Source organism: Streptomyces sp. YIM 121038 (genome assembly GCF_006088715.1).
Classification (GTDB): domain Bacteria; phylum Actinomycetota; class Actinomycetes; order Streptomycetales; family Streptomycetaceae; genus Streptomyces.
Window position 1 is genome coordinate 3,062,292 of sequence record NZ_CP030771.1, and the last position, 18,765, is coordinate 3,081,056.

General features: G+C 74.1%; 14 protein-coding genes. 6 read left to right on the top strand and 8 right to left on the bottom strand.

Translation table 11 applies throughout. From position 1 onward, the window contains the following. Window positions 1-2: 2 nt before the first annotated feature. The 3 genes from C9F11_RS12835 to C9F11_RS12845 form a co-directional block, all read right to left on the bottom strand. On the bottom strand, window positions 3-1,181 hold the full coding sequence (locus C9F11_RS12835; protein ID WP_138959417.1) for a serine hydrolase domain-containing protein: 1,179 nt from the start codon (window positions 1,179-1,181) through the stop codon (window positions 3-5). After that, window positions 1,133-2,428, bottom strand: a complete 1,296-nt coding sequence (locus C9F11_RS12840) for a multidrug effflux MFS transporter (protein ID WP_249401704.1) — start codon at window positions 2,426-2,428, stop codon at window positions 1,133-1,135. Before C9F11_RS12840 ends, C9F11_RS12835 begins: the two co-directional genes overlap by 49 nt. Before the next feature lie 215 nt (window positions 2,429-2,643). Continuing rightward, window positions 2,644-4,275 (bottom strand): alkaline phosphatase D family protein, encoded by a 1,632-nt coding sequence (locus C9F11_RS12845; protein ID WP_138959418.1) that lies wholly within the window; start codon window positions 4,273-4,275, stop codon window positions 2,644-2,646. A 192-nt stretch (window positions 4,276-4,467) separates the two neighbouring features. On the opposite strand from C9F11_RS12845, the gene C9F11_RS12850 reads away from it, so the two are divergent. The 3 genes from C9F11_RS12850 to C9F11_RS12860 all read left to right on the top strand — a co-directional run bounded on the left by C9F11_RS12850 (window position 4,468) and on the right by C9F11_RS12860 (window position 7,027). Continuing rightward, window positions 4,468-5,286 carry an SDR family oxidoreductase gene (locus C9F11_RS12850; protein ID WP_249401705.1) on the top strand — a complete coding sequence of 273 codons (819 nt, stop codon included), beginning with the start codon at window positions 4,468-4,470 and terminating at the stop codon, window positions 5,284-5,286. 315 nt (window positions 5,287-5,601) lie between these two features. After that, on the top strand, window positions 5,602-6,069 hold the full coding sequence (locus C9F11_RS12855; RefSeq protein WP_138959420.1) for a lamin tail domain-containing protein: 468 nt from the start codon (window positions 5,602-5,604) through the stop codon (window positions 6,067-6,069). 73 nt (window positions 6,070-6,142) lie between these two features. Beyond that, window positions 6,143-7,027: a PhzF family phenazine biosynthesis isomerase gene (locus C9F11_RS12860; protein ID WP_138959421.1), complete on the top strand. Its 885-nt coding sequence runs from the start codon at window positions 6,143-6,145 to the stop codon at window positions 7,025-7,027. Window positions 7,028-7,087: 60 nt separating this feature from the next. Here the strand turns inward: C9F11_RS12860 and C9F11_RS12865 are convergent, their stop codons facing one another. Further along, the gene (locus tag C9F11_RS12865) at window positions 7,088-7,411 is read right to left on the bottom strand and encodes a nuclear transport factor 2 family protein (protein ID WP_138959422.1); all 324 of its coding nucleotides are present in this window, start codon (window positions 7,409-7,411) and stop codon (window positions 7,088-7,090) included. A 188-nt stretch (window positions 7,412-7,599) separates the two neighbouring features. Between C9F11_RS12865 and C9F11_RS12870 the strand changes: the two genes are divergently transcribed. Both C9F11_RS12870 and C9F11_RS12875 read left to right on the top strand, forming a co-directional pair. Next, the gene (locus C9F11_RS12870; protein WP_138959423.1) at window positions 7,600-8,142 is read left to right on the top strand and encodes a DoxX family protein; all 543 of its coding nucleotides are present in this window, start codon (window positions 7,600-7,602) and stop codon (window positions 8,140-8,142) included. 73 nt (window positions 8,143-8,215) lie between these two features. Next, the gene (locus tag C9F11_RS12875; RefSeq protein ID WP_138959424.1) at window positions 8,216-8,995 is read left to right on the top strand and encodes a class I SAM-dependent methyltransferase; all 780 of its coding nucleotides are present in this window, start codon (window positions 8,216-8,218) and stop codon (window positions 8,993-8,995) included. A 7-nt stretch (window positions 8,996-9,002) separates the two neighbouring features. Here the strand turns inward: C9F11_RS12875 and C9F11_RS12880 are convergent, their stop codons facing one another. Together C9F11_RS12880 and C9F11_RS12885 are read right to left on the bottom strand one after the other, a co-directional pair. Continuing rightward, window positions 9,003-9,986, bottom strand: coding sequence for an aminoglycoside phosphotransferase family protein (locus C9F11_RS12880; RefSeq protein WP_171075719.1), 984 nt, complete (start codon window positions 9,984-9,986; stop codon window positions 9,003-9,005). Between the two features lie 97 nt (window positions 9,987-10,083). Beyond that, a complete protein-coding gene (locus C9F11_RS12885; RefSeq protein WP_138959425.1) occupies window positions 10,084-10,551 on the bottom strand; it encodes a hypothetical protein in 468 nt (155 codons plus the stop codon). Between the two features lie 366 nt (window positions 10,552-10,917). Here C9F11_RS12885 and C9F11_RS12890 point away from each other — a divergent pair, with 366 nt between their 5' ends. After that, a complete protein-coding gene (locus C9F11_RS12890; RefSeq protein WP_138959426.1) occupies window positions 10,918-11,802 on the top strand; it encodes a glycosyltransferase in 885 nt (294 codons plus the stop codon). A 31-nt stretch (window positions 11,803-11,833) separates the two neighbouring features. On the opposite strand, the gene C9F11_RS12895 is transcribed toward C9F11_RS12890, so the two are convergent. Beyond that, on the bottom strand, window positions 11,834-12,343 hold the full coding sequence (locus C9F11_RS12895) for a hypothetical protein (RefSeq protein ID WP_138959427.1): 510 nt from the start codon (window positions 12,341-12,343) through the stop codon (window positions 11,834-11,836). Between the two features lie 81 nt (window positions 12,344-12,424). Next, on the bottom strand, window positions 12,425-18,673 hold the full coding sequence (locus C9F11_RS12900; RefSeq protein WP_138966410.1) for a DNRLRE domain-containing protein: 6,249 nt from the start codon (window positions 18,671-18,673) through the stop codon (window positions 12,425-12,427). Window positions 18,674-18,765: the final 92 nt, after the last annotated feature.

The following is an 18,765-nucleotide window of genomic DNA, read 5'->3' on the forward strand; positions in this document are numbered from 1 at the left end:
GGTCACCGGGGGCGGAGCGCCCGGGCCAGGGTGGTGGCCGCCCGGGCGCGCGGGGCGTTGGCGGGCGGCCGCCGCCGGGGGTGGACCGTGGTGGCCAGGAGCACCAGGAAGGTGTCCGTGGCCCGGTCGAGCACCAGGGACGTGCCGGTGAAGCCGGTGTGCCCGGCCGCGCCGCGGCCCGCGAGCTCCCCCATGAACCACGGCTGGTCGACGGCGAAGCCGAGCCCGGGCGGCGCCAGCATCAGGTCGACGAAGGCGGGCCCCAGGACGCGGGCGGAGCCGTACGCGCCGCCGCACAGCAGCGCCCGGCAGAACACGGCGAGGTCCCGCGCGGTGGAGAACAGCCCGGCGTGGCCCGCCACGCCGCCGAGCGCCCACGCGTTCTCGTCGTGGACCTCGCCGCGCAGCATGCCCCGGTCGGCCTTCGCCCAGGGCCCGCGCTGGTCCTCGGTGGCGGCCGCGCCGGGGCGGGGCCCGAAGGCGGTGGCGGCCATGCCGAGCGGCCGGGTGATGCCGTCGCGGACGAGGACGTCGAGGGGATGCCCGGTGACGCGGTGCAGGACGTGCTGGAGGAGCAGCAGGTTCAGGTCGGAGTAGAGGTGGGTGCCCGGCGGCCCCGAGGGAGCCTCGGCGCGCAGGGCCCGCAGCCGCGCGGCCGCGTCGGGCAGGTCGTACAGCGGCAGCTCGGGCCGCAGCCCGGACGTGTGGGTGAGGAGCTGGCGCACGGTGGTCCCGTGCGCGGCGGCGCCCGTGAACTCCGGGACGTACGTCCCGACCGGCTCGTCGAGGCCGAGGGTGCCGCGCTCCAGCTGCTGCACGGCCGCCACGGTCGTGAACAGCTTGGTGAGCGAGGCCAGGTCGAAGGGCGTGTCCACGGTCATCGGCACCCGCCGTCCGGCCGGCAGCTCGACGCCCGCGTCGGCCCGCTCGTCGTACGCGGCGTACCGCACCGCCCAGCCCGCCGCCTCGGCCACGGCGATCACCGGGCCGCGCCCGGCGAGGACCACGGCGCCCGCGCACCACGGCCGCGGGCCGCGCGTCAGCTCCCGTACGTCGTGGACGAGGCGGGCGAGTGCGTCGGGGTCGAGCCCGGCGCGGTCCGCGGTGCCCGGGCGCAGGACCCGGGGCGGCGTCAGCGGTCCGCCCCCTCCGGCTCCCGATGGGTACTGGTCCGCTGCCACGGGCGGCACAGTCCCACGAAGCAGCCGATGGCCGCCAGCCCGCACGTCAGCTGGACGACGGCCATCGGGACTGCGGTCTTCTCGCCCGCGATGCCGACGAGCGGCGAGGCGATCGCGCCGATCAGGAAGGAGGAGGTGCCGAGCAGCGCGGAGGCCGACCCCGCGGCGTGCTTGGTGCGCATCAGCGCGAGGGCGTTGGTGTTGGGCATGGCCAGGCCCATCGCCGACATCAGGACGAAGAGCCCGGCGGCCACCCCGACGAGGCCGACGTCACCGAAGACGCCGCTCGTCATCAGCAGCAGCGCGGTCGCGGCGAGCGTGATCACCACGAGTCCGAAGCCGAGCGCCTTGTCGAGGCTGACCCGGCCCACGAGCAGCTTGCCGTTGATCTGGCCGACGACGATGAGGCCGACGGAGTTCACGCCGAACAGGAGGCTGAAGGTCTGCGGCGAGGCTCCGTAGATCTCCTGGATGACGAACGGGGACGCGGAGATGTACGCGAACAGGGCGGCGAAGGCGAAGCCGCCCGCGACCATGTAGCCGGTGAAGACGCGGTCCGCGAGGAGCCCGCGCATGGTGCGCAGCGCCTCGGCGGTGCCGCCGCCGTGCCGGTCCCCGGGCGCGAGGGTCTCCGGCAGGCCGCGCCACACGAGCAGCGTCAGGGCGATGCCCACGACGGTCAGGACGACGAAGATGCCGCGCCAGTCCGTCAGGCGCAGCACCTGGCCGCCGATGAGCGGCGCGACGACGGGGGCGACGCCGGAGATCAGCATCAGCGTGGAGAAGAACCGGGCCATCTCCACGCCGTCGTACAGGTCGCGCACCACGGCCCGCGCGATCACGATCGCGGCGGCGCCCGCGAGGCCCTGGAGCAGGCGGAAGGCGATGAGCAGCTCGGCGGTCGGGGCGAACGCGCAGATCGCCGTCGCGAGGACGTAGACGAGCAGGCCGGTCAGGAGGGGGCGGCGTCTGCCCCACTTGTCGCTCATCGGCCCCACGACCAGCTGGCCGAGCGCCATGCCCATGAGGCAGGCGGTGAGGGTGAGCTGGATGGTGGCGGCCGGGGCGTGCAGGGCGTCGGTGACCTCCGGCAGGGCCGGGAGGTACATGTCCATGGAGAGCGGGGGCATGGCGGTGAGGCCGCCGAGGATGAGCGTGACGAGGGCCCCTGTCGCGATGCGGCGGGCGACGGGGTCCTGGGGCCCCGCCGCCTCCCGTATCTGTCCCTCTGCCTGTGTCTCCGCCATCGCGCCCCTCCCGGTAGTTGTCGTGTCCCCCTATCGTCGCAGGCCCTGCCGGGCGGTCCCCAATCCCGCCCCTTCCCGCTTCCTGGGGGCTCCGCCCCCAGACCCCCGCTCCTCAAACGCCGGAGGGGCTGAAACACCGCCGCAAGCGGCACCATCCAGCCCGTCCGGCGTTTGAGGACGAGGCGCGAAGCGCCGAAAAGCGGGGGGGGGGGGAGCTACGCCGGGTGCAGGCCCGGGTTGCCCGCCTCCGTGACGAAGGACGCGGCCGTCGCGAGAGGGGCGCCCGGCGTGGTGACCGCGGAGACCGTCTTGAAGTCGGCGCGCGCCTCGTCGCGGCCCAGGGCCACGGTCACGTAGCCGCGGCGGCCGTTGTAGAACTTCAGGTGCGGATTGGCCTTGGTGTACGTCTCCCAGTTGGCGGGCCGCTCCGCGCCGTCCTTGCCGCTGGTGATGGACGTCGCGACGATCTCCGTGCCGACGATCTTCGACGAGGGCTTGTCGAAGTCGTCGAGGATGTCGAAGGCGTAGCCGACGTGCACGTCACCGGTGAGGACCACGAGGTTCTCGACGTCGGCGGCCTTCGCCCCGTCGAGGACCCGCTGCCGCGAGGCCGCGTAGCCGTCCCACGCGTCCATGCTGACCTTGGCGACGGGGTTCAGGTCGAGCTTGCGCTGGGAGAAGGTGACCTGCTGCGGAACGACGTTCCACAGGGCGCGCGAGCGGCGCCAGCCGTCGATGAGCCAGCGCTCCTGGCCGGCCCCGGTGATGGTCCGCTTGGGGTCGAGCGACTCGGGCCCGGGTACGTGCGCCCCGTCGCCGTAGGCCTGGTCGGACCGGTACTGCCGGGTGTCGAGGATGTCGAACTGGGCGAGGCGGCCCCACTGGAGGCGGCGATAGAGCTGCATGTCGGGCCCGGAGGGCTGCTGCGGGCGGCGCAGCGGCTGGTTCTCCCAGTAGGCGCGGTACGCGGAGGCGCGGCGCAGCAGGAACTCCTCGGGCGGGTTGCCGTTCTCGTCGAGGTCGTCGGCGTAGTTGTTCTCGACCTCGTGGTCGTCCCAGGTGACGACGAAGGGGTGCGCGGCGTGCGCGGCCCGCAGGTCGGGGTCGGACTTGTAGAGCGCGTACCGGCGGCGGTAGTCGTCGAGGGTCTGCGTCTCGCGGTTGAAGACGTCGGGCAGCACGCGGTCGGTGTACTTGCGGGCGCCGCCGACGGAGTTCACGGCGTACTCGTAGAGGTAGTCGCCGAGGTGGAAGACGACGTCGACGTCGTCCTCCGCGAGGTGCTTGTACGCGGTGAAGTAGCCGTCGTGGTACGCCTGGCAGGACACGGCGGCCAGGGTGAGCTCGCCGGTGCGGCCGTGCGGGTGCGGCGCGGTCCGCGTGCGGCCGGTCTCGGAGGTCCACTTGCCGGCGCGGAAGCGGTAGTAGTACGCGCGGTCGGTGTCGAGGTGGTCGACCTGGACGTGCACGGAGTGGTTGAACTCGGGGTGCGCGGTGGCCGTGCCGCGTCTGACGGAGCGGCGGAAGCGGGGGTCGCGGGACAGCTCCCACTGGACGGTGACGCGCTCGGCGGGCAGGCCGCCGTTCTCCGCGTACGGCTCGGGCGCGAGGCGGGTCCACAGGAGCACGGAGTCGGGCTGCGGGTCGCCGGACGCGACGCCCAGGGTGAACGGGTCGTCCAAGACGCGTGCGGCGTCGAGCTCGGCGGCGCCCGCGACACCGGCCGTGGGCAGGTTGGTGGCGAAGGCCAGCGCCGCGGCCGCGCCGGTGCCGGTCAGGAAGCGGCGGCGGCCCAAGTGGCGTGCTGCCGCGCGGAGTTCGGGTGCGTGGTGACCTGAAGCTGACATGTGCCCCTCCCGGACAATGGCTGTACGGTGCATTGGAGTGCCGAGGGACGACGATGGCCTGTCACGTACACAACAGCCATATGTCGAGCAGATGATGTCCGAGTTGCGGACCCTCCCGTACGCTGCGGGGCCATGAACGCAGAGCGAACGGCCTCCCCCAGCACCTCCCGGACGGACCCTCAGGAGGCCCCCGTGGCAGCCGAGACGGCCGGGGAGGCGACCCCGGAGGCCGCCCCGGACGCCGCCGCGAAGACCGCCGTGGTCACCGGCGCGGGCTCCGGAATCGGCCGTTCCGTCACCGTGGAACTGCTGCGCGCGGGCTGGTCCGTCGCGCTCGCGGGCCGCCGGGACGAGCCGCTGCGCGAGACGGTCGCCCTGGCCGCCGCCGAGGGGGGCGAAGCCGTCCGCGAACGGGCGCTGTGCGTACGGACCGACGTCTCCGCGCCCGACGACGTCGCCGCGCTCTTCGCCGCCGTGCGCGAGCGGTTCGGGCGGCTCGGCCTGCTCTTCAACAACGCCGGTACGTTCGGTCCTGGCGGCGTGCCCGTCGAGGAGCTGCCGTACGACGCCTGGCGCCACGTCGTCGACACGAACCTCAACGGCGCGTTCCTGTGCGCGCAGGCGGCGTTCCGGCAGATGAAGGAGCAGGAGCCGCGCGGCGGCCGGATCATCAACAACGGCTCGATCTCCGCGCACGCGCCGCGCCCGCACTCCGTCGCGTACACCGCCACCAAGCACGCCCTCACGGGCCTGACCAAGTCCCTGTCCCTGGACGGGCGTCCGTACCGCATCGCCGTCGGCCAGATCGACATCGGCAACGCGGCGACGGACATGACCGCGCGCATGCGTACGGGGATCCCGCAGGCCAACGGGGACGTCGCGGTCGAGCCGGTGATGGACGTGGCCGACGTGGCGCGCACGGTGCGGCACATGGCGGAGCTGCCCCTGGAGGCCAACGTGCAGTTCGCCACGGTGCTCGCGACCGCGATGCCGTATGTGGGGCGGGGCTGAGGGCCGCACGCCGGGGAGCGCCCCGCGGGGGGCGCGGGGCCGTGTCTGTGTGCGGCTCCGCCGCGTGGGCGCGACCAGCCACGATGAGGCCGCAGACGTCCGACGTGATGGCGCGGCACATCCGTACCGCAGCGGACTTCACCATGCCCGCCAGGGCGCGCAACCTCCCTGCGCCGAGCGGCGGATGACGCCCCTACGGATTTCGGACGAACTGGGGACCAGGCTCTGGCCAGCCTCCGGGATCCGCCCTCGGGGCCCGCGGCCAGCCGCTAGGCTCGGCAGCTCTCCACGGAAACTTCACACACGGAGCACACGTTGCGCATTCGTTCGGCGGCCACGGCCGTCCTCGCCGCCACCGCACTCACGGCCCCGCTGCTCGCCGCAGGCCCGGCGACCGCGGCCCCGCGCCACCAGGGCGGTCTGCACCTCGGCTTCATCCAGTACGACAGCCCCGGCCGGGACACCACCGCCCGTGCCTCGGTCAACGGCGAGTGGGTGAACATCCACAACAGCAGCAGCGGCCCGATCCAGCTCAAGGGCTACCGGCTGAAGGACAACACCAACTACACCTACACCTTCGGCAGCTACAAGATAGGCGCGGGCAAGACCGTCAAGGTCCGCACCGGCAAGGGCACCAACGCCTCCGGCGTGCGCTACTGGGGCCGCGGCTGGCACGTGTGGAACAACACCACCGACAAGGCCCGCCTGATCAAGCCGAACGGCTCGCAGCTCGACTCCTGCTCGTGGACCACCCGCGACGGGGGCTCCAAGAACTGCCACTGAGCCCGGGCGGGCTCGCGCGCGCACCCGCGTGCGGCCGGGAATGCCCCCGGCCGCACGCGGGTTATCGTGCGGCATGAGCACATCAGACCAGCACGCCCAGACCGCCGACGTCCTGCGCTACACCGCCTTCGCCACCGACCCCGACGGGGGCAACCCGGCCGGAGTCGTCCTCGACGCCGACGGGCTCGACGGCGTGCGGATGCTCGCGATCGCCGCGGACCTCGGCTACAGCGAGACGGCGTTCGTGACGCCGGGGCCCGCCGGGCTCGGGCCCGAGGGCCGCACTTTCACCGTGCGGTACTTCAGCCCGCAGACGGAGGTCCCCTTCTGCGGCCACGCCACCGTGGCGACGGCGGTCGCCCTCGCCGAGCGCGACGGGGCCGGCGACTTCGTGTTCACGACCGAGGCCGGCACCGTGCCGGTCACCGTCGCGGAGGCCGACGGGGTGCTGCGCGCCACCCTGACCAGCGTCGAGCCGAAGGTGAGCGAGGCCCCCGCGGCCGACGTCACCGAGGCCCTCGCCGCCCTCGGCTGGGCGGCGGACGACCTCGACGCACAGCTGCCGCCGCGGATCGCCTACGCGGGCGCCCGGCACCTGGTCCTCGCGGCGGCCACGCGCGAGCGGCTCGCCGACCTGGACTACGACTTCGAGCGGCTGAGGTCCCTGATGCTGCGGCTCGACGTGGTGACGGTCCAGCTGGTCTGGCGGGAGACCCCGTCCGTCTACCACGTACGGGACCCGTTCCCCGTCGGCGGCGTCGTCGAGGACCCGGCGACCGGCGCGGCAGCGGCGGCGTTCGGCGCCTACGCGCGCGAGCTCGGCCTGGTGCCCGCCGCGGCGGAGCTGACCCTGCACCAGGGCGTGGACATGGGGCGCCCCGGAGTCCTCACGGTGACGCTGCGCGAGGGGGACACCCGGGTGCGCGTGTCGGGCGCGGCGGTGCGCATCCCGGCCTGATCAGGAGCGACACCCTCCGGTCCCGTTCAGGCCTGTCCGGTCTCGAACCCCGGTCCCGGTTCAGGCCTGTCCGGTCTCGAACCGGGACACCTTCCCGCCGTCCACCGTGAACTTCCACTTGGTGCGCATCGCGCCCCAGGTGTCGTTGCGGTAGTCGGCCACGAGGGCGCGGCCGCCGTCCGCCTCCGACTCGACGTCCATGTGGCCGCCGGACGAGAACGCCTCACGGTCGAGCCACTCCATGAGGTTCCGGTCGGAGCCGTCGTCGGACATGGTCGCGTCGGGCGTGAGCAGGCCCGTCAGGGCGGTCCTGTCGCCCGCGTTCAGGGCGGTGACGAAGTCCCTGACCGTCGGGTCGCTGAGCTGGTTCACCGGAATGGTCATGCGTCCACGGTCACACCGGGGCGGTGGTCCCGCCACCGCGCGCCCGCGTCCGGCCCCGGCGGCCACTCACCCGGGCGGCGGGCCGCACCTCGTGGGCGGGGCCGTCCCGGTGGACGGTGGAGGGAAGCGTCCTTCGGGGGTGCCCCGCCAGGAGGCGCCCCCGTCCCGAACCCGCCCTGGAGCCCGCCGTGACCTGTCGCCGTTCCCACCCGTGCGCCCGCCCCGACCGGCGCGACATCGGCCTGCTGCTGCTCCGCACCGGCACGGGCGCGGTGCTCGCCGCGCACGGCTCGCAGAAGCTGCTCGGCTGGTTCGGGGGCGGCGGGATCGAGGGCACCGGCGCGTACTTCGAGTCCGTCGGCTACCGCCCGGGCAAGGCCAACGCCGTGCTCGCGGGGCTCGCGGAGGCGGGCGGGGGCGCGCTGCTCGCGCTCGGCCTCGCCACGCCCGCGGCCGGGGCCGCGGCCGCCGGAGCCATGGCCGGGGCAGCGCCCGTGCACGCGCCCAACGGCTTCTTCAACCAGGGCGGCGGCTTCGAGTACCCGGCGGTCCTCGGCCTCGTCTCGGCGGCGCTCGCGATCACGGGGCCGGGTCGCCTGTCCGCCGACCACGCGCTCGGGGACGCCCTCAACCGGGCCTGGATGGCACCGGCGGCCCTGCTCGCCACGGGGGTCGCGACGGCCGCACTCGTGGCCTCCCGGAGGCGGGCCTTGCGGGAGGCCGAGGCCTGAAGGACCGCCCTAGTACCCGCGAGGGCATAAATCCCGTGCACCGGGCGACCACGAACGCATAGCGTGCCCCACCATGACCTCCACAGACGCCCCGCCCCGCCTCACCCGCCTCACCTTCCACGGCCCCCTGTCCGAGGCGCGGGCCACCCGCATCGTGGCGCGGGCCGCCGAGGCCCTGACGGCCGCGGACCGGCCCACCGTGCTCGACCTCGGCTGCGGCTGGGGCGAGCTGACGCTGCGCCTCCTCCAGGCGGCGCCCGCCGCCACCGCCGTCGGGGTCGACCTGAACGAGGAGGACCTGGAGCGGGGCAGGGCCCTGGCCCGGGCCAGGGGGCTCGCGGACCGGGTGGAGTTCGCGGCCGAGTCGGCGACGGACACCGCGCGCGGCCCGGCCGACGTCGTGCTCTGCCTCGGCTCCGCCCACACCCTGCGCCCGGCCGACGCCGCGCCCCCGCACACCGCCGACGCGCTGCGGGCCCTGCGCCGCCTGGTGCGCCCCGGCGGGCGCGTCGTCCTCGGCGAGGGCTTCTGGGAGCGCACGCCGACCGCGGCGGAGCTGGCCGCGATGTGGCCGGACGCCCGCACCGACGAGCATCTGCACCTGGGCGACCTGACGGACGCGGCGGTCGCCGCGGGCTTCCGGCCGATGTGGGTGGAGACGGCGAACGCCGAGGAGTGGGAGGAGTTCGAGTCGGCGTACCTCGCGGACACCGAGGTCTGGCTCGCCGCCAACGCGGGGCATCCGCTCGCGGCCCAGGCCCGCGAGCGCGCGGACCGGCACCGCGCGACCTGGCTGCGCGGCTACCGCGGCCTGCTCGGCATCGCCTATCTGACGCTCGTGCCCGTGGACTAGGCCGCCGCTAGCCCCGCCCGAACCAGTGCTCGGCCAGCGCGTCGAGGGTCGGCTCGGGCGGGGCGGGCAGCTCGCGCAGGTAGCGGGGCAGGTTGCTGTAGACGTGCAGCAGCGTGTGGGCGAGGAGTCTGCGGGGCTCGAAGGCGCGGCCGTACGCCGAGGTGAAGCGGGCCAGGAGGCGGGGGTCGGCGCGCGTGACGTAGAGGCCGACGGCCACGAAGTCGTACGCCGGGTCGCCGATCATCGCGGGCTCGAAGTCGAAGAGCCCGGTGAGCTCCCAGCGGCCGTCCGGCGCGGGCGCGGCGAGCAGGTGCTCGCGCATGAACTCGGTGTGCAGCAGGGCACGCCGGCCCCCGGCGGCGGGCGCCTGCGCCGCGCGCTCCCCCGCGCTCTCCGCCGCGCGCTCCCCCACGCCCGCCACCGCGTCGAGGAAGTCCGGAATCTGCTCCAGCCAGTGCTCGGGGAGGTGCCGCGCGCGCTGCCGTTCGACGGCGCCCGCCCGCTGCCGGGCCAGGAACGCGTCCCAGTCGCCGGGCCCGAGGGCGCCGGCGAGCGGCGCGTGGTCGAGGGCGTGCAGTGCGGCGAGCGTCCGCCCGGCCCGCTCGACGAGCCGCTCCCGGTCGGCCCCGGGCACGCGCGGCCAGGCGTGGTGCAGGCTCTCGCCGGGGAGCTGGGACATCAGGACGTAGCGCCAGCCGTTCTCGTACGCGCCCCAGGAGTGGACCCGGGGGGTCGCGACGGGCAGGCGGCCGTGCACGTGGGCGAGGACGCGGGCCTCGGTGACGCCGTCGTCGGCCGCGGCGGCGGGGAAGAGCTTGAGCACGAGGTCGTCGCCGACGGCGTAGACGGGCTGGGAGCCTTCGCGGAAGCGGGTGAGCGGCACCCCCGCGACGCCGAGCCGGGCGCACAGGTCCGCCGCGCCGGGCCGCATCACGGCCTCGTCCGGGACGATCGCGTCCCACTCCTCGTCGGTGCGCACGGGGGGCAGCATGATCGGAACGGTAGGCAGGGCGCGGGCGCGGCGGCAACGGGATTTCGGGTGGGGCGCCGCCGCCCGCCGTCCGGGCGGCGGCGCCTCTGCGGGGCGGTCAGAAGACGAACGGCCCCGGCTTCTGCTCGGACGTCGCGTTGCAGGTCACGGTGATGCCGAAGACGACGACCTTGAGGGACTTGGCCGAGAGCCTGTCGCCGGAGGCGACGGTGCCCTTGAGCGGGCCGCTGGAGATGGGGCTGCCCGCGGGGATGGCCGGGTTGGCGCGGCCGGTGAAGGTGGTGGTGCCGGTGCCGTTCTTGGTGAGGGTGAGGGTGGAGTTGACGGCGCCCGCGCCGACGTTGACCGGCGCGGTGATCGCGGACGTGGAGAGCTCGATGGTGGCGCTGGTGCCGTTCTGCGTGGCCTTGAGGGTCGCCGCGCCCGAGCCGAACGAGCCGCACTCGAAGTCGAGGGTCGCCGTCGTCGGGTCCACGGCGGTCGCGGTGGGGGAGAGCGCGAGGGCGCTCAGCGTGAGCGCCGCGGTGCCGAGTGCCGAACAGAGGGCGAGTCTGCCGTGCCGCATGGAATGACCTGCCTTCGCATGGGGGGAGTGTGGGGTGCCGCATCGCCGAACACGCCCCCGCACCACGGCGGCTGACGGTGTGTCAGCGATTTGGGTTGGAGGCATTGAGACACGCTCCCCCGGAGGTCACAAGGGACGCCTTCTTGATTTTTGACATGTCACGACCAAAACCGGTCGAGCCGTCGGCGCCTTTCACTGCGCCACCTGGCGCACGCGCCGGAGTGAACGTCATGAACGCGCCCCGTCGTGCGATGAACACACCGGTGAACGGCTACCATCGCCAGAACCGTCAAGGCGGCGCACCGCTCCCCCGGCCGCGGCCGAACCGCCCCGACCACCCCTGCGACCCGATCTGGAGGGCTCCCCGTGTCCGAACCGCGCCTGGGTGTGGCCATCGTGACCATGGGCAACCGCCCCAAGGACGTCGACGCCCTCCTGGAGTCCGTCGCCAAGCAGGACGTCCCGCCCACCCGGGTCGTGATCGTGGGCAACGGCACCGAGCTGCCGGACTTCCCCGCCCACCCCGGCGAGGTCACCACGATCGCGCTCGACGAGAACCTGGGCTGCCCCGGCGGCCGCAACGTCGCCCTGCGGCGGCTGCGCGAGTTCGGCGACGTGGACGTGGCGATCGAGCTCGACGACGACGGGCTGCTCGTCGACCCCGACGTGTTCCGCACCGTGCAGCGCCTGTTCGCCGAGGACCCGCGCCTCGGCGTCGTCGGCTTCCGCATCGCCGACGAGCACGGCGAGACCCAGCGCCGCCACGTGCCGCGCCTGCGCGCCAAGGACCCGATGCGCCGGGGCCTGGTCACGTCCTTCCTCGGCGGCGGCCACGCCTTCTCCATGGAGATGCTGGAGCGGACCGGCGACTGGCCCGCCGACTTCTTCTTCACGCACGAGGAGACCGACCTCGCCTGGCGCGCGCTCGACGACGGCTGGAAGGTCCTGTACGAACCGGCGCTGCTGCTCCAGCACCCCAAGACGTCCCCCGCCCGGCACGCCGTCTACTACCGCATGACGGCCCGCAACCGCGTCTGGCTGGCCCGGCGCCGCCTTCCGCTGCTCCTGATCCCCCTCTACCTGGCGGTGTGGACCCTGCTCACGCTCCTGCGCACCCGGTCCCTCGGCGGCCTGCGCGCCTGGGCGGGCGGCTTCGTCGAGGGCCTGCGCACCTCGTGCGGCGAGCGGCGGCCGATGCGCTGGCGCACGGTGTGGCTGATGACGAAGCTGGGCCGCCCGCCCCTCGTCTGACCGCCCCCGGCCGCTGCCCCGCCGGGCCGGGCTACGGCAGGAACGCCCAGACGAACGCCCCCAGGATCGGCAGCACCAGGACGTCGGTCCACTCCACCCGCAAGCGCCGCCGCACCGGCGCCGACGCCGCGCCCCCGGCCCGCCGCACCGCCTGCCGCAGCTCGCGCCGCGCGGCCTCGGCCCTGCGCCCGTCGAACACCGAGCGCGTCATCGCCCACGGAAGCACCGTGCCGAGGCCCTCGACGTGCAGCGCCCCGCCCCGGCCCGCCCGGCCGAGCAGCCGCACGTCGGCCAGGCACGCCTCGTACACGAAGAACGGGTTGCGGACCACGAGCCGCTTCTCGTCCCACGCCACGGACGGCGTGAGGCCGGTGCGGACGAGGACCCAGGTCACCCCGGCGGGCAGGGCCAGGGCCAGGGCGACGTCCCAGGCGTCGCGCGGCCCCTCGCCGCCGCCGAAGAGGAACTGGACGGCGACGAGCGCCATCATCGCGACGACCGCCCACGAGGCCCGTCGCACGGGCCGGTTGGTGTAGTGCATGTGTCTGTACGCCTCATCCTCTGGGTCGCCCGGCGGGGGCGCCGCGCGCGTGGCGCCACGCCCCCACCGGGCGGACTGCCGCTAGCAGTACCGCATCTTCCAGCTCATCCCGCAGGTGAGCGTGCCCGTCCACGCGTTGCCCGCGTAGCCCCACGCCGTCCTGCGGTAGGAGAACCGCTTGGCGTGCCGGCTGCGGCCCGCGGCGTGCCTGCCGCCCCGGGAGAAGCCCTTGCTGGACTTCCACCAGGAGCCCGCGGCGAAGCGGCCCGCGCCGACGCCCACGGCGGTCCAGGCCGCCGACTTGGCCGTCGACCGCCAGTACTTCTTCGTCCGCCACTTGCCGCCGCGTCCGTCGGCGGCGGACGTCGCGGCGAACACCGCGACGCTCGCGATCGCGCAGGTGCCCGCCGAGGCGACGATGCACGCCGCCGTCGCGCCGTACCCGGCGTACGTGCGCCAGTTCTTGCGGACGTTGCGGCCGACCCGCTTGAGGCCGCGCTTGACCTTCTTCCACCACTTGCCGTCGAGGTCGAAGCGGTTGACGGGGTCGCCGCCCACGTACTCGTAGGCGTTGTTGCCGCCGCCGTAGACCGGGTCGACGGACAGGAAGCGGCCGGTGGCCGGGTGGTACAGGCGCACGCCCATCAGGGTGAGGCCGGTGAGGGTCTCGGCCGAACGCTGTTTGCCGCCCAGCCAGCCGTAGCGGGCCGGGGCCTGGCCCGCGCGCGGGTTGCCGTACTCGTCGGAGTCGAGCGCGACGGGCGCCCGGCTCTTGTCGAGGGGCAGCTGGAGCGCCACGTCGCCGTGGACGGTGGTGAGCTGGAGCACCGCGTCGCCGGTCTTGTCCGTGGTGGCGGCCAGGTCGCCGGAGGCGGAGTCCACCATGCGGGTCAGGGCGCCGGTGGCGGTGTCCTCCACGATCCAGCGGGGGTTGTCGCCGTCGCTGTCGTAGTGGTTGACCTTGGACTGCTCCTTGGCCCAGGAGGAGCCGGAGCCGGACTCGACGGTCCAGGAGCGGAACCGCAGGGCGGCGTCGAGCTGCCAGGTCTGCCGCTTGCCGCCCTCCGTCTGCCGGTGCACCAGGTCGTTGGCGTAGTAGCCGAGCGAGCCGTTGCCGGGGGCCGCGGTGGTGCGGCCGAAGGCGTCGTAGGCGTACCCCGGGTCGACGAGCCGGTCGGCGCTGTCGTAGGTGTGCTTGGCGGTGGTGCCTCCCGATGCGGGGCAGTCGGCGCCGGGCGTGCCGGACGCGGTGGTCAGGGACGTGCGGTTGGCGCGCGCGTCGAAGCCGTAGGCGCGGCGCGTGCACACCGTCTCGGCGGTGTCCTCGACGGTGGTCAGCCGCCCCGTGGCGTCGTAGCGGTAGCTCTGCCCCGACCAGCCCGCGTGCTCGGTGACCTGGCCGTGGACCGACTTGGTCACGGTGTCGGAGTAGACGGTCGTGCCGTCGCTGTCCCGCGTGTACGTGCGGTCCGTGACCGCGCCCGCGGTGTCCTCGGTCTGCGTGAGGGTGTAGCCGCCGGGCAGCTGCTCGCTCGCCACGGAGCCGTCGGCGTCGTACGTGGCCCGGAACGCGCCCGCGACGGAGTCGACGGTCTTCGTGGCCAGGCCCCGCGGCTCGGCCGCGGTGTCATAGGTGTACGTGACGGTGGACGGCGCCGTGTCGGTGACCTTCACCGGGCGGCCGAGCAGGTCGTACTCGGTGGTGGTGGTGCCGCCGTCGGTGTAGGCGACCTGGCGGCCCAGCCTGTCGAACGTCTTGGTGAGGCTGCCGCCCGTGGGCGACGTCGTCCGCACGGCCTGGCCGGTGGCCGGGTCGTACTCGGTCGTGGACTGGGGGACCTGCTCGCCCGTGCCGCCGGTCACGGCCACCTTGGTCTGGCGGCCCGCGTCGTCGTACGTGGTCGTGGTCGTGCGGGTCACGCCGTTCGCGGTCTCGGTGACCTTCGCGGGGCTCCCCCACCAGTCGTACTCGGTGGTGAACGAGGGCAGTTCCTTGGGCTGGCTGCCACCCCCGGTGACCTCGCCGCCGGGCGCGACCTCGCAGACCAGGTCGGCCCACTCCGGGCGCCCGGCGCAGCGGCCGCTGCCCGTCGCCGACCAGTAGCTGGTCACGCGGGTCCCGGCGTCCGAGCCGTTCGCGCCCGGCAGGAGCTGCTTGACGACCCGGCCCTGCGCGTCGTACTCGGTGGTCGTGGTGAGCGCGAGCCCGCCCGGGTCCTGGATCGTCTTCGCGGGCTGGCCCTTGGCCCAGTCGAACACCGTCTGCGTCACGCGGCTCTCGCCGAGGACGCCCGGGTGCTCGCGGACCTCGGCGCCCGTCGTGACCTTGGTGACCTGGTCCTTGACCTTGGCGGTGCCGTCCGAGGGACGCCCGGCGTCGTACTCGTTGAGGGTCCTGCCGCGCGCGGCCACCGACGTGCCCGCCGGGACCAGGGTGGTGGCGCCCGACTTCAGGTCCGCCGTCAGGTCGACGCGCCGCAGCGGGCCGAGCTCCTCCAGCTTGCGGGTGCCGTTGTCGTTGTACAGGGAGCGGGTGGCGAGCAGGTCGGCGCGCTCCGCCGGGGTGAGTCCGGCCAGGCCCAGGTCGGCCTGGACGGCCTTGTCGGCGGCGGTCAGGCCCAGGGCGACCGCGCGGTTGGCCGCGCTCAGTTCGCGCACCGTGTTGCCGAAGCGGTCGGACTCGGTGGTGGTGAGGTGCCCGCCGGGCGTCGCCGTGTTGACCTCGCGGCCCGACACGCCCAGGTAGTGCACGTCGGCGCGCCGGTACGCGGCCGGGGTCAGCTCGTCGCCGGAGTGCGCGGACGGCACGGCGTCGGCGGGGAGCACCGCCGCCGCGTCCGTCGGGGCGTCGAGCTGCCCCCACGCCTTCACGTCGGCCGCGCCCATCTTGTACGGGGCCTTGGCGCCGGTCAGCGGCACGTCGTAGACGACGGCGGTGCTCGCGGTGCCCTCCTGCGTGCCGGTGGTGCCCGGCTTCAGGCCGGAGCGGGACGCCTTCAGGAGCATGCCCTCACCGGCGGTGGCGGCGCTGCCCGCCTTGCCGTACGTGAAGGTCCAGGGCAGTTCGCCGGGTGGGGTGTACGTGGTGACCCGGCCCGCGCCGTCGTAGTCGTAGGCGGACTTGAGGGCCGGGCTGATCTGCGGGTTCCAGGCCTGGCGCAGCCGGCCGGCGCCGTCGTAGGCGTACTTCTGGACGGACTTGGCGGTGGCCTCGCTCGCGCCGGGGGCGGTGGCCCACAGGCGCAGCTCCCTGACCCGGCCCTCGTGGTCGCCGAAGGTGTCGCCGGAGGCGGTCGTGCGGTCCGCGTACACGAACTCAAGGACGCGGCAGCCCTTGGTCGCCGGAGTCGCGGTGCAGGCGGCGGCGGACGCGGCCGAGGTGGGCGCGACCACGCGCCGGGGGCGGGCCAGCTTCTTGCCGTCGACGGTCACGGACTCGGACACGATGGTCGTCGTCGAGTTGGCGAGCCCGTCGAGGAGGGTGCTGGACACCTGCCAGGTGCTGGCGGCGGCGTCGGTGCGGGTGAACTCGGTGACGGTGCCCTCGGTGTCGGTCAGCGTGAACGACCCGGTGACGCCGCCCTTGAGCGTGAGGTCCTCGGAGCCGGGCTCCGGGATCCACGCGCTCTTGGCCGCGTTCGCGGTGAAGTGGGTCTCCTCGCCCTCGGCGTCGACGACGGCCACGGCCGTCGCGGAGATCTTCCGCAGGTGCGAGAAGTCCGAGTCGGTCAGCTCGGCGGCGGTGCCCGCCACCCACTCCTTGCCGAAGATCGGCGCCTGGTTCTCCTGCTTGGCCCCCTTGTCGGGGGTCCGCGACGAGGCGGTGCGGCTCACCGACAGGTCGAACGCGGAGGCGTCCGTGGCGGACAGGGTGTGGTCACCGGTGAGCAGGTTCACCGAGCCGGGGCCGGTCTCGGCGGTCGCGGCGTCACTGGCGTTCCGGTCGACGACGACGGTGAGCGGCGCGGTGCTGCCCGTGGCGCCCTTCGGCCCGGTGAAGTCGGCCTTGATCTGCACGCTGCCGTCGGGGCCGACGGTGTCGGTGGCGTTCCACACCAGCCTGTCGCTGCGGCCCTCGGTGAGGGCGACGGGCCAGCCGTCGAGCGCGCTGCCGCCCGCGCCGACGTCCTTGGCGGGGATCCGCACCCAGTCGTCGGCCTCGGCGCGGCGCCACGAGAAGGACACCTCGTCGAACGTGTCGCCGTCGGCCTCGGCGAGCAGCGGCAGGCGCCGCGCGGTGCGCTCGCCGTCGGACGGCTGCACGAAGCCGCCGGGACCGGCGTGGAAGGTGTACTCGACGGCCTCGGACTTGTTGTCGGCCTTGTCGACGGCGCGTACCTGGAGGGTGTGCGTGCCGTCCTTCGGCGGGGTGACGGAGATGTTCTTCGCCGCGCCCGTCCCGCCGGTGGGCTCCTTCGTCCAGGTCACGCCGTCCAGGGACCACTCCAGCCAGTTGTGGTCGGAGCCGGGCGGCGTGACGGTGAAGGTGCCGGGCTTGCCCGCGCCCTTCACCCAGGCGCCCTTCGGGTAGTCCGTGGACGTGACCTTCGTGGGCGCGGACGGCGCGGAGGTGTCGACCGTGAAGGTCTTCCACGCCGACCAGCCTGTGTTGTAGTGCGCGTTGTCGTACGGAGACGTACGGAACTTGTACGTCTTTCCGTGCGCGAGCACGCCCGCGGGCACGGTCACCGACGCGACCTGCCCGGACGGCACCCACTTCGACACCAGCACGTTCCCGACCTGCTTGTCGGTGGCGGTGTCGAAGATCTGGAAGGTGCCGTTGACCTTGTCGCCGTCCGCGTCGGTGAAGGTGTCGCGCAGCGTCGGGGTGAGGCTGTTCACCACGTACGCGCCGCCGTAGGAGAAGTACGGCGGGCCCGCCTCCTGCTTGGTGCCGGTGCGCGGCCGGTAGTTGTAGGTGACGGTCAGCTTGGGCGGACGGGTCGCGGCGTTCGCGGAGTTGACCCGCTTCCACTGCGCGACCACGGTCTCGTTCGCGGCGCGCAGGCCCATGTGGCCGCGGGCGGCCTTCGCCGAGGCCCACTCCTGGACGAGGCCGGTGACGTCGGCGTTGATCCAGCCGTCGGGCGCGGCGGTGCACGCCGGGTTGCCGCGGGTCTCGTTCGACGTCGCCTTCTTCGCGGTCCACGCGGGCTGCGCGGTCCAGCGCGAGGACGTGGACGCGGCTCCGGCGGACCACACCTCCCACGGCTGGGCCTTGCAGTCCTTCTCGTTGGCCGAGTGGAAGTTCCACAGCGACAGCTTCGCGTCCATGACGAGCGCGTCCTGGACGGGCCGGGTGTCCCAGGAGATGAAGGAACGCGCCGTGCGCGGCGTGCCGTTGGCGTTCTTCGTGCCCGGGTTGCCGAGGTCGAGCTCGGTGTCGGTGGACCAGTCCCGGGTCTCGCCCTGCTGGACGTAGGTGTCGAAGACGTTGGCCAGGGCGGAGGTGGACGGGTCGACGGTGACGGGGTATGTGGTCTTCGGGTCGGCGAGGAAGTCCGCGTCGGGGGTGACGACGAGGTCGACGCCGCCCTTGACCTCGACGGCCTTCATCTTCACCGGGGCGCGGCGGGTGTGCTCGCCGGAGACGGGGTCAACGGTGGCGTCCCACATCACGGGCGCGGGCATGACGGCCCGCCGCTGGTCCTTCTTGCCGCGGCGGTCGGTGAAGGTGAGGCTGCCGTCCTTGTGCTGGACGACCTTGAGGCCCTTGGCGCGCAGGGGCAGGGTGTAGCCGTAGTCCCGCTCCGTCGGCCTGCGCTTGATGTCCACGAACTGCTCGAAGCCGGTGCGGGTGGCCTCGACCACCACGTCGGCGCCGGGCACGGCGTTCTCGTACGTGGCGCGGGTGCCGTCCAGCTTCGGCGCGGGCAGGCCGCCCTGCCACCGGAGCGTGATGCGCTCCTCGCCCTCGCCGAGGGTGACCAGGTCGCGGGCGGTGCCGTGCTGGTCGATGCGGGACAGGCGCTTGCCGCCGGGCGCCCCGAGCTCCAGGCCGCGCGGGTGGGCCTTCGGCTCCACCGAGCCGTCGTCGTTCTTCACCAGGTCGAGGTCGACGTCCCGCCACCGGCCGGACTCCTCGTCCTCGAACCGGGTGGGCCCCGCGGTCAGTTCGGTGGTGAGGCTGCCGTTGGGGTTGGCCCAGGTCGTCGACGTCTCGGTGCGCTCCGCCAGGGCCTCGATCCGCTTGCCGTGCAGGCGGGCGGCGACCCGGGCCGACGCGAGGTCCGCGGCGGTCGTGGCGACGGGCTTCGCGGCCTTGCCCGCGGTGGGCTCCGCGGGCGCGGCCGTCGCGGCCTCGGCGCCGTACAGACACGACACGGCCATGAGCAGCGCGAGCCCGGTGGCGAGCGACTTCGGCGCGGGCCCGTCGCCGAACCGGCGGCGTCTTCGGTACCCGGTGTCCTCGGGTACGGGCG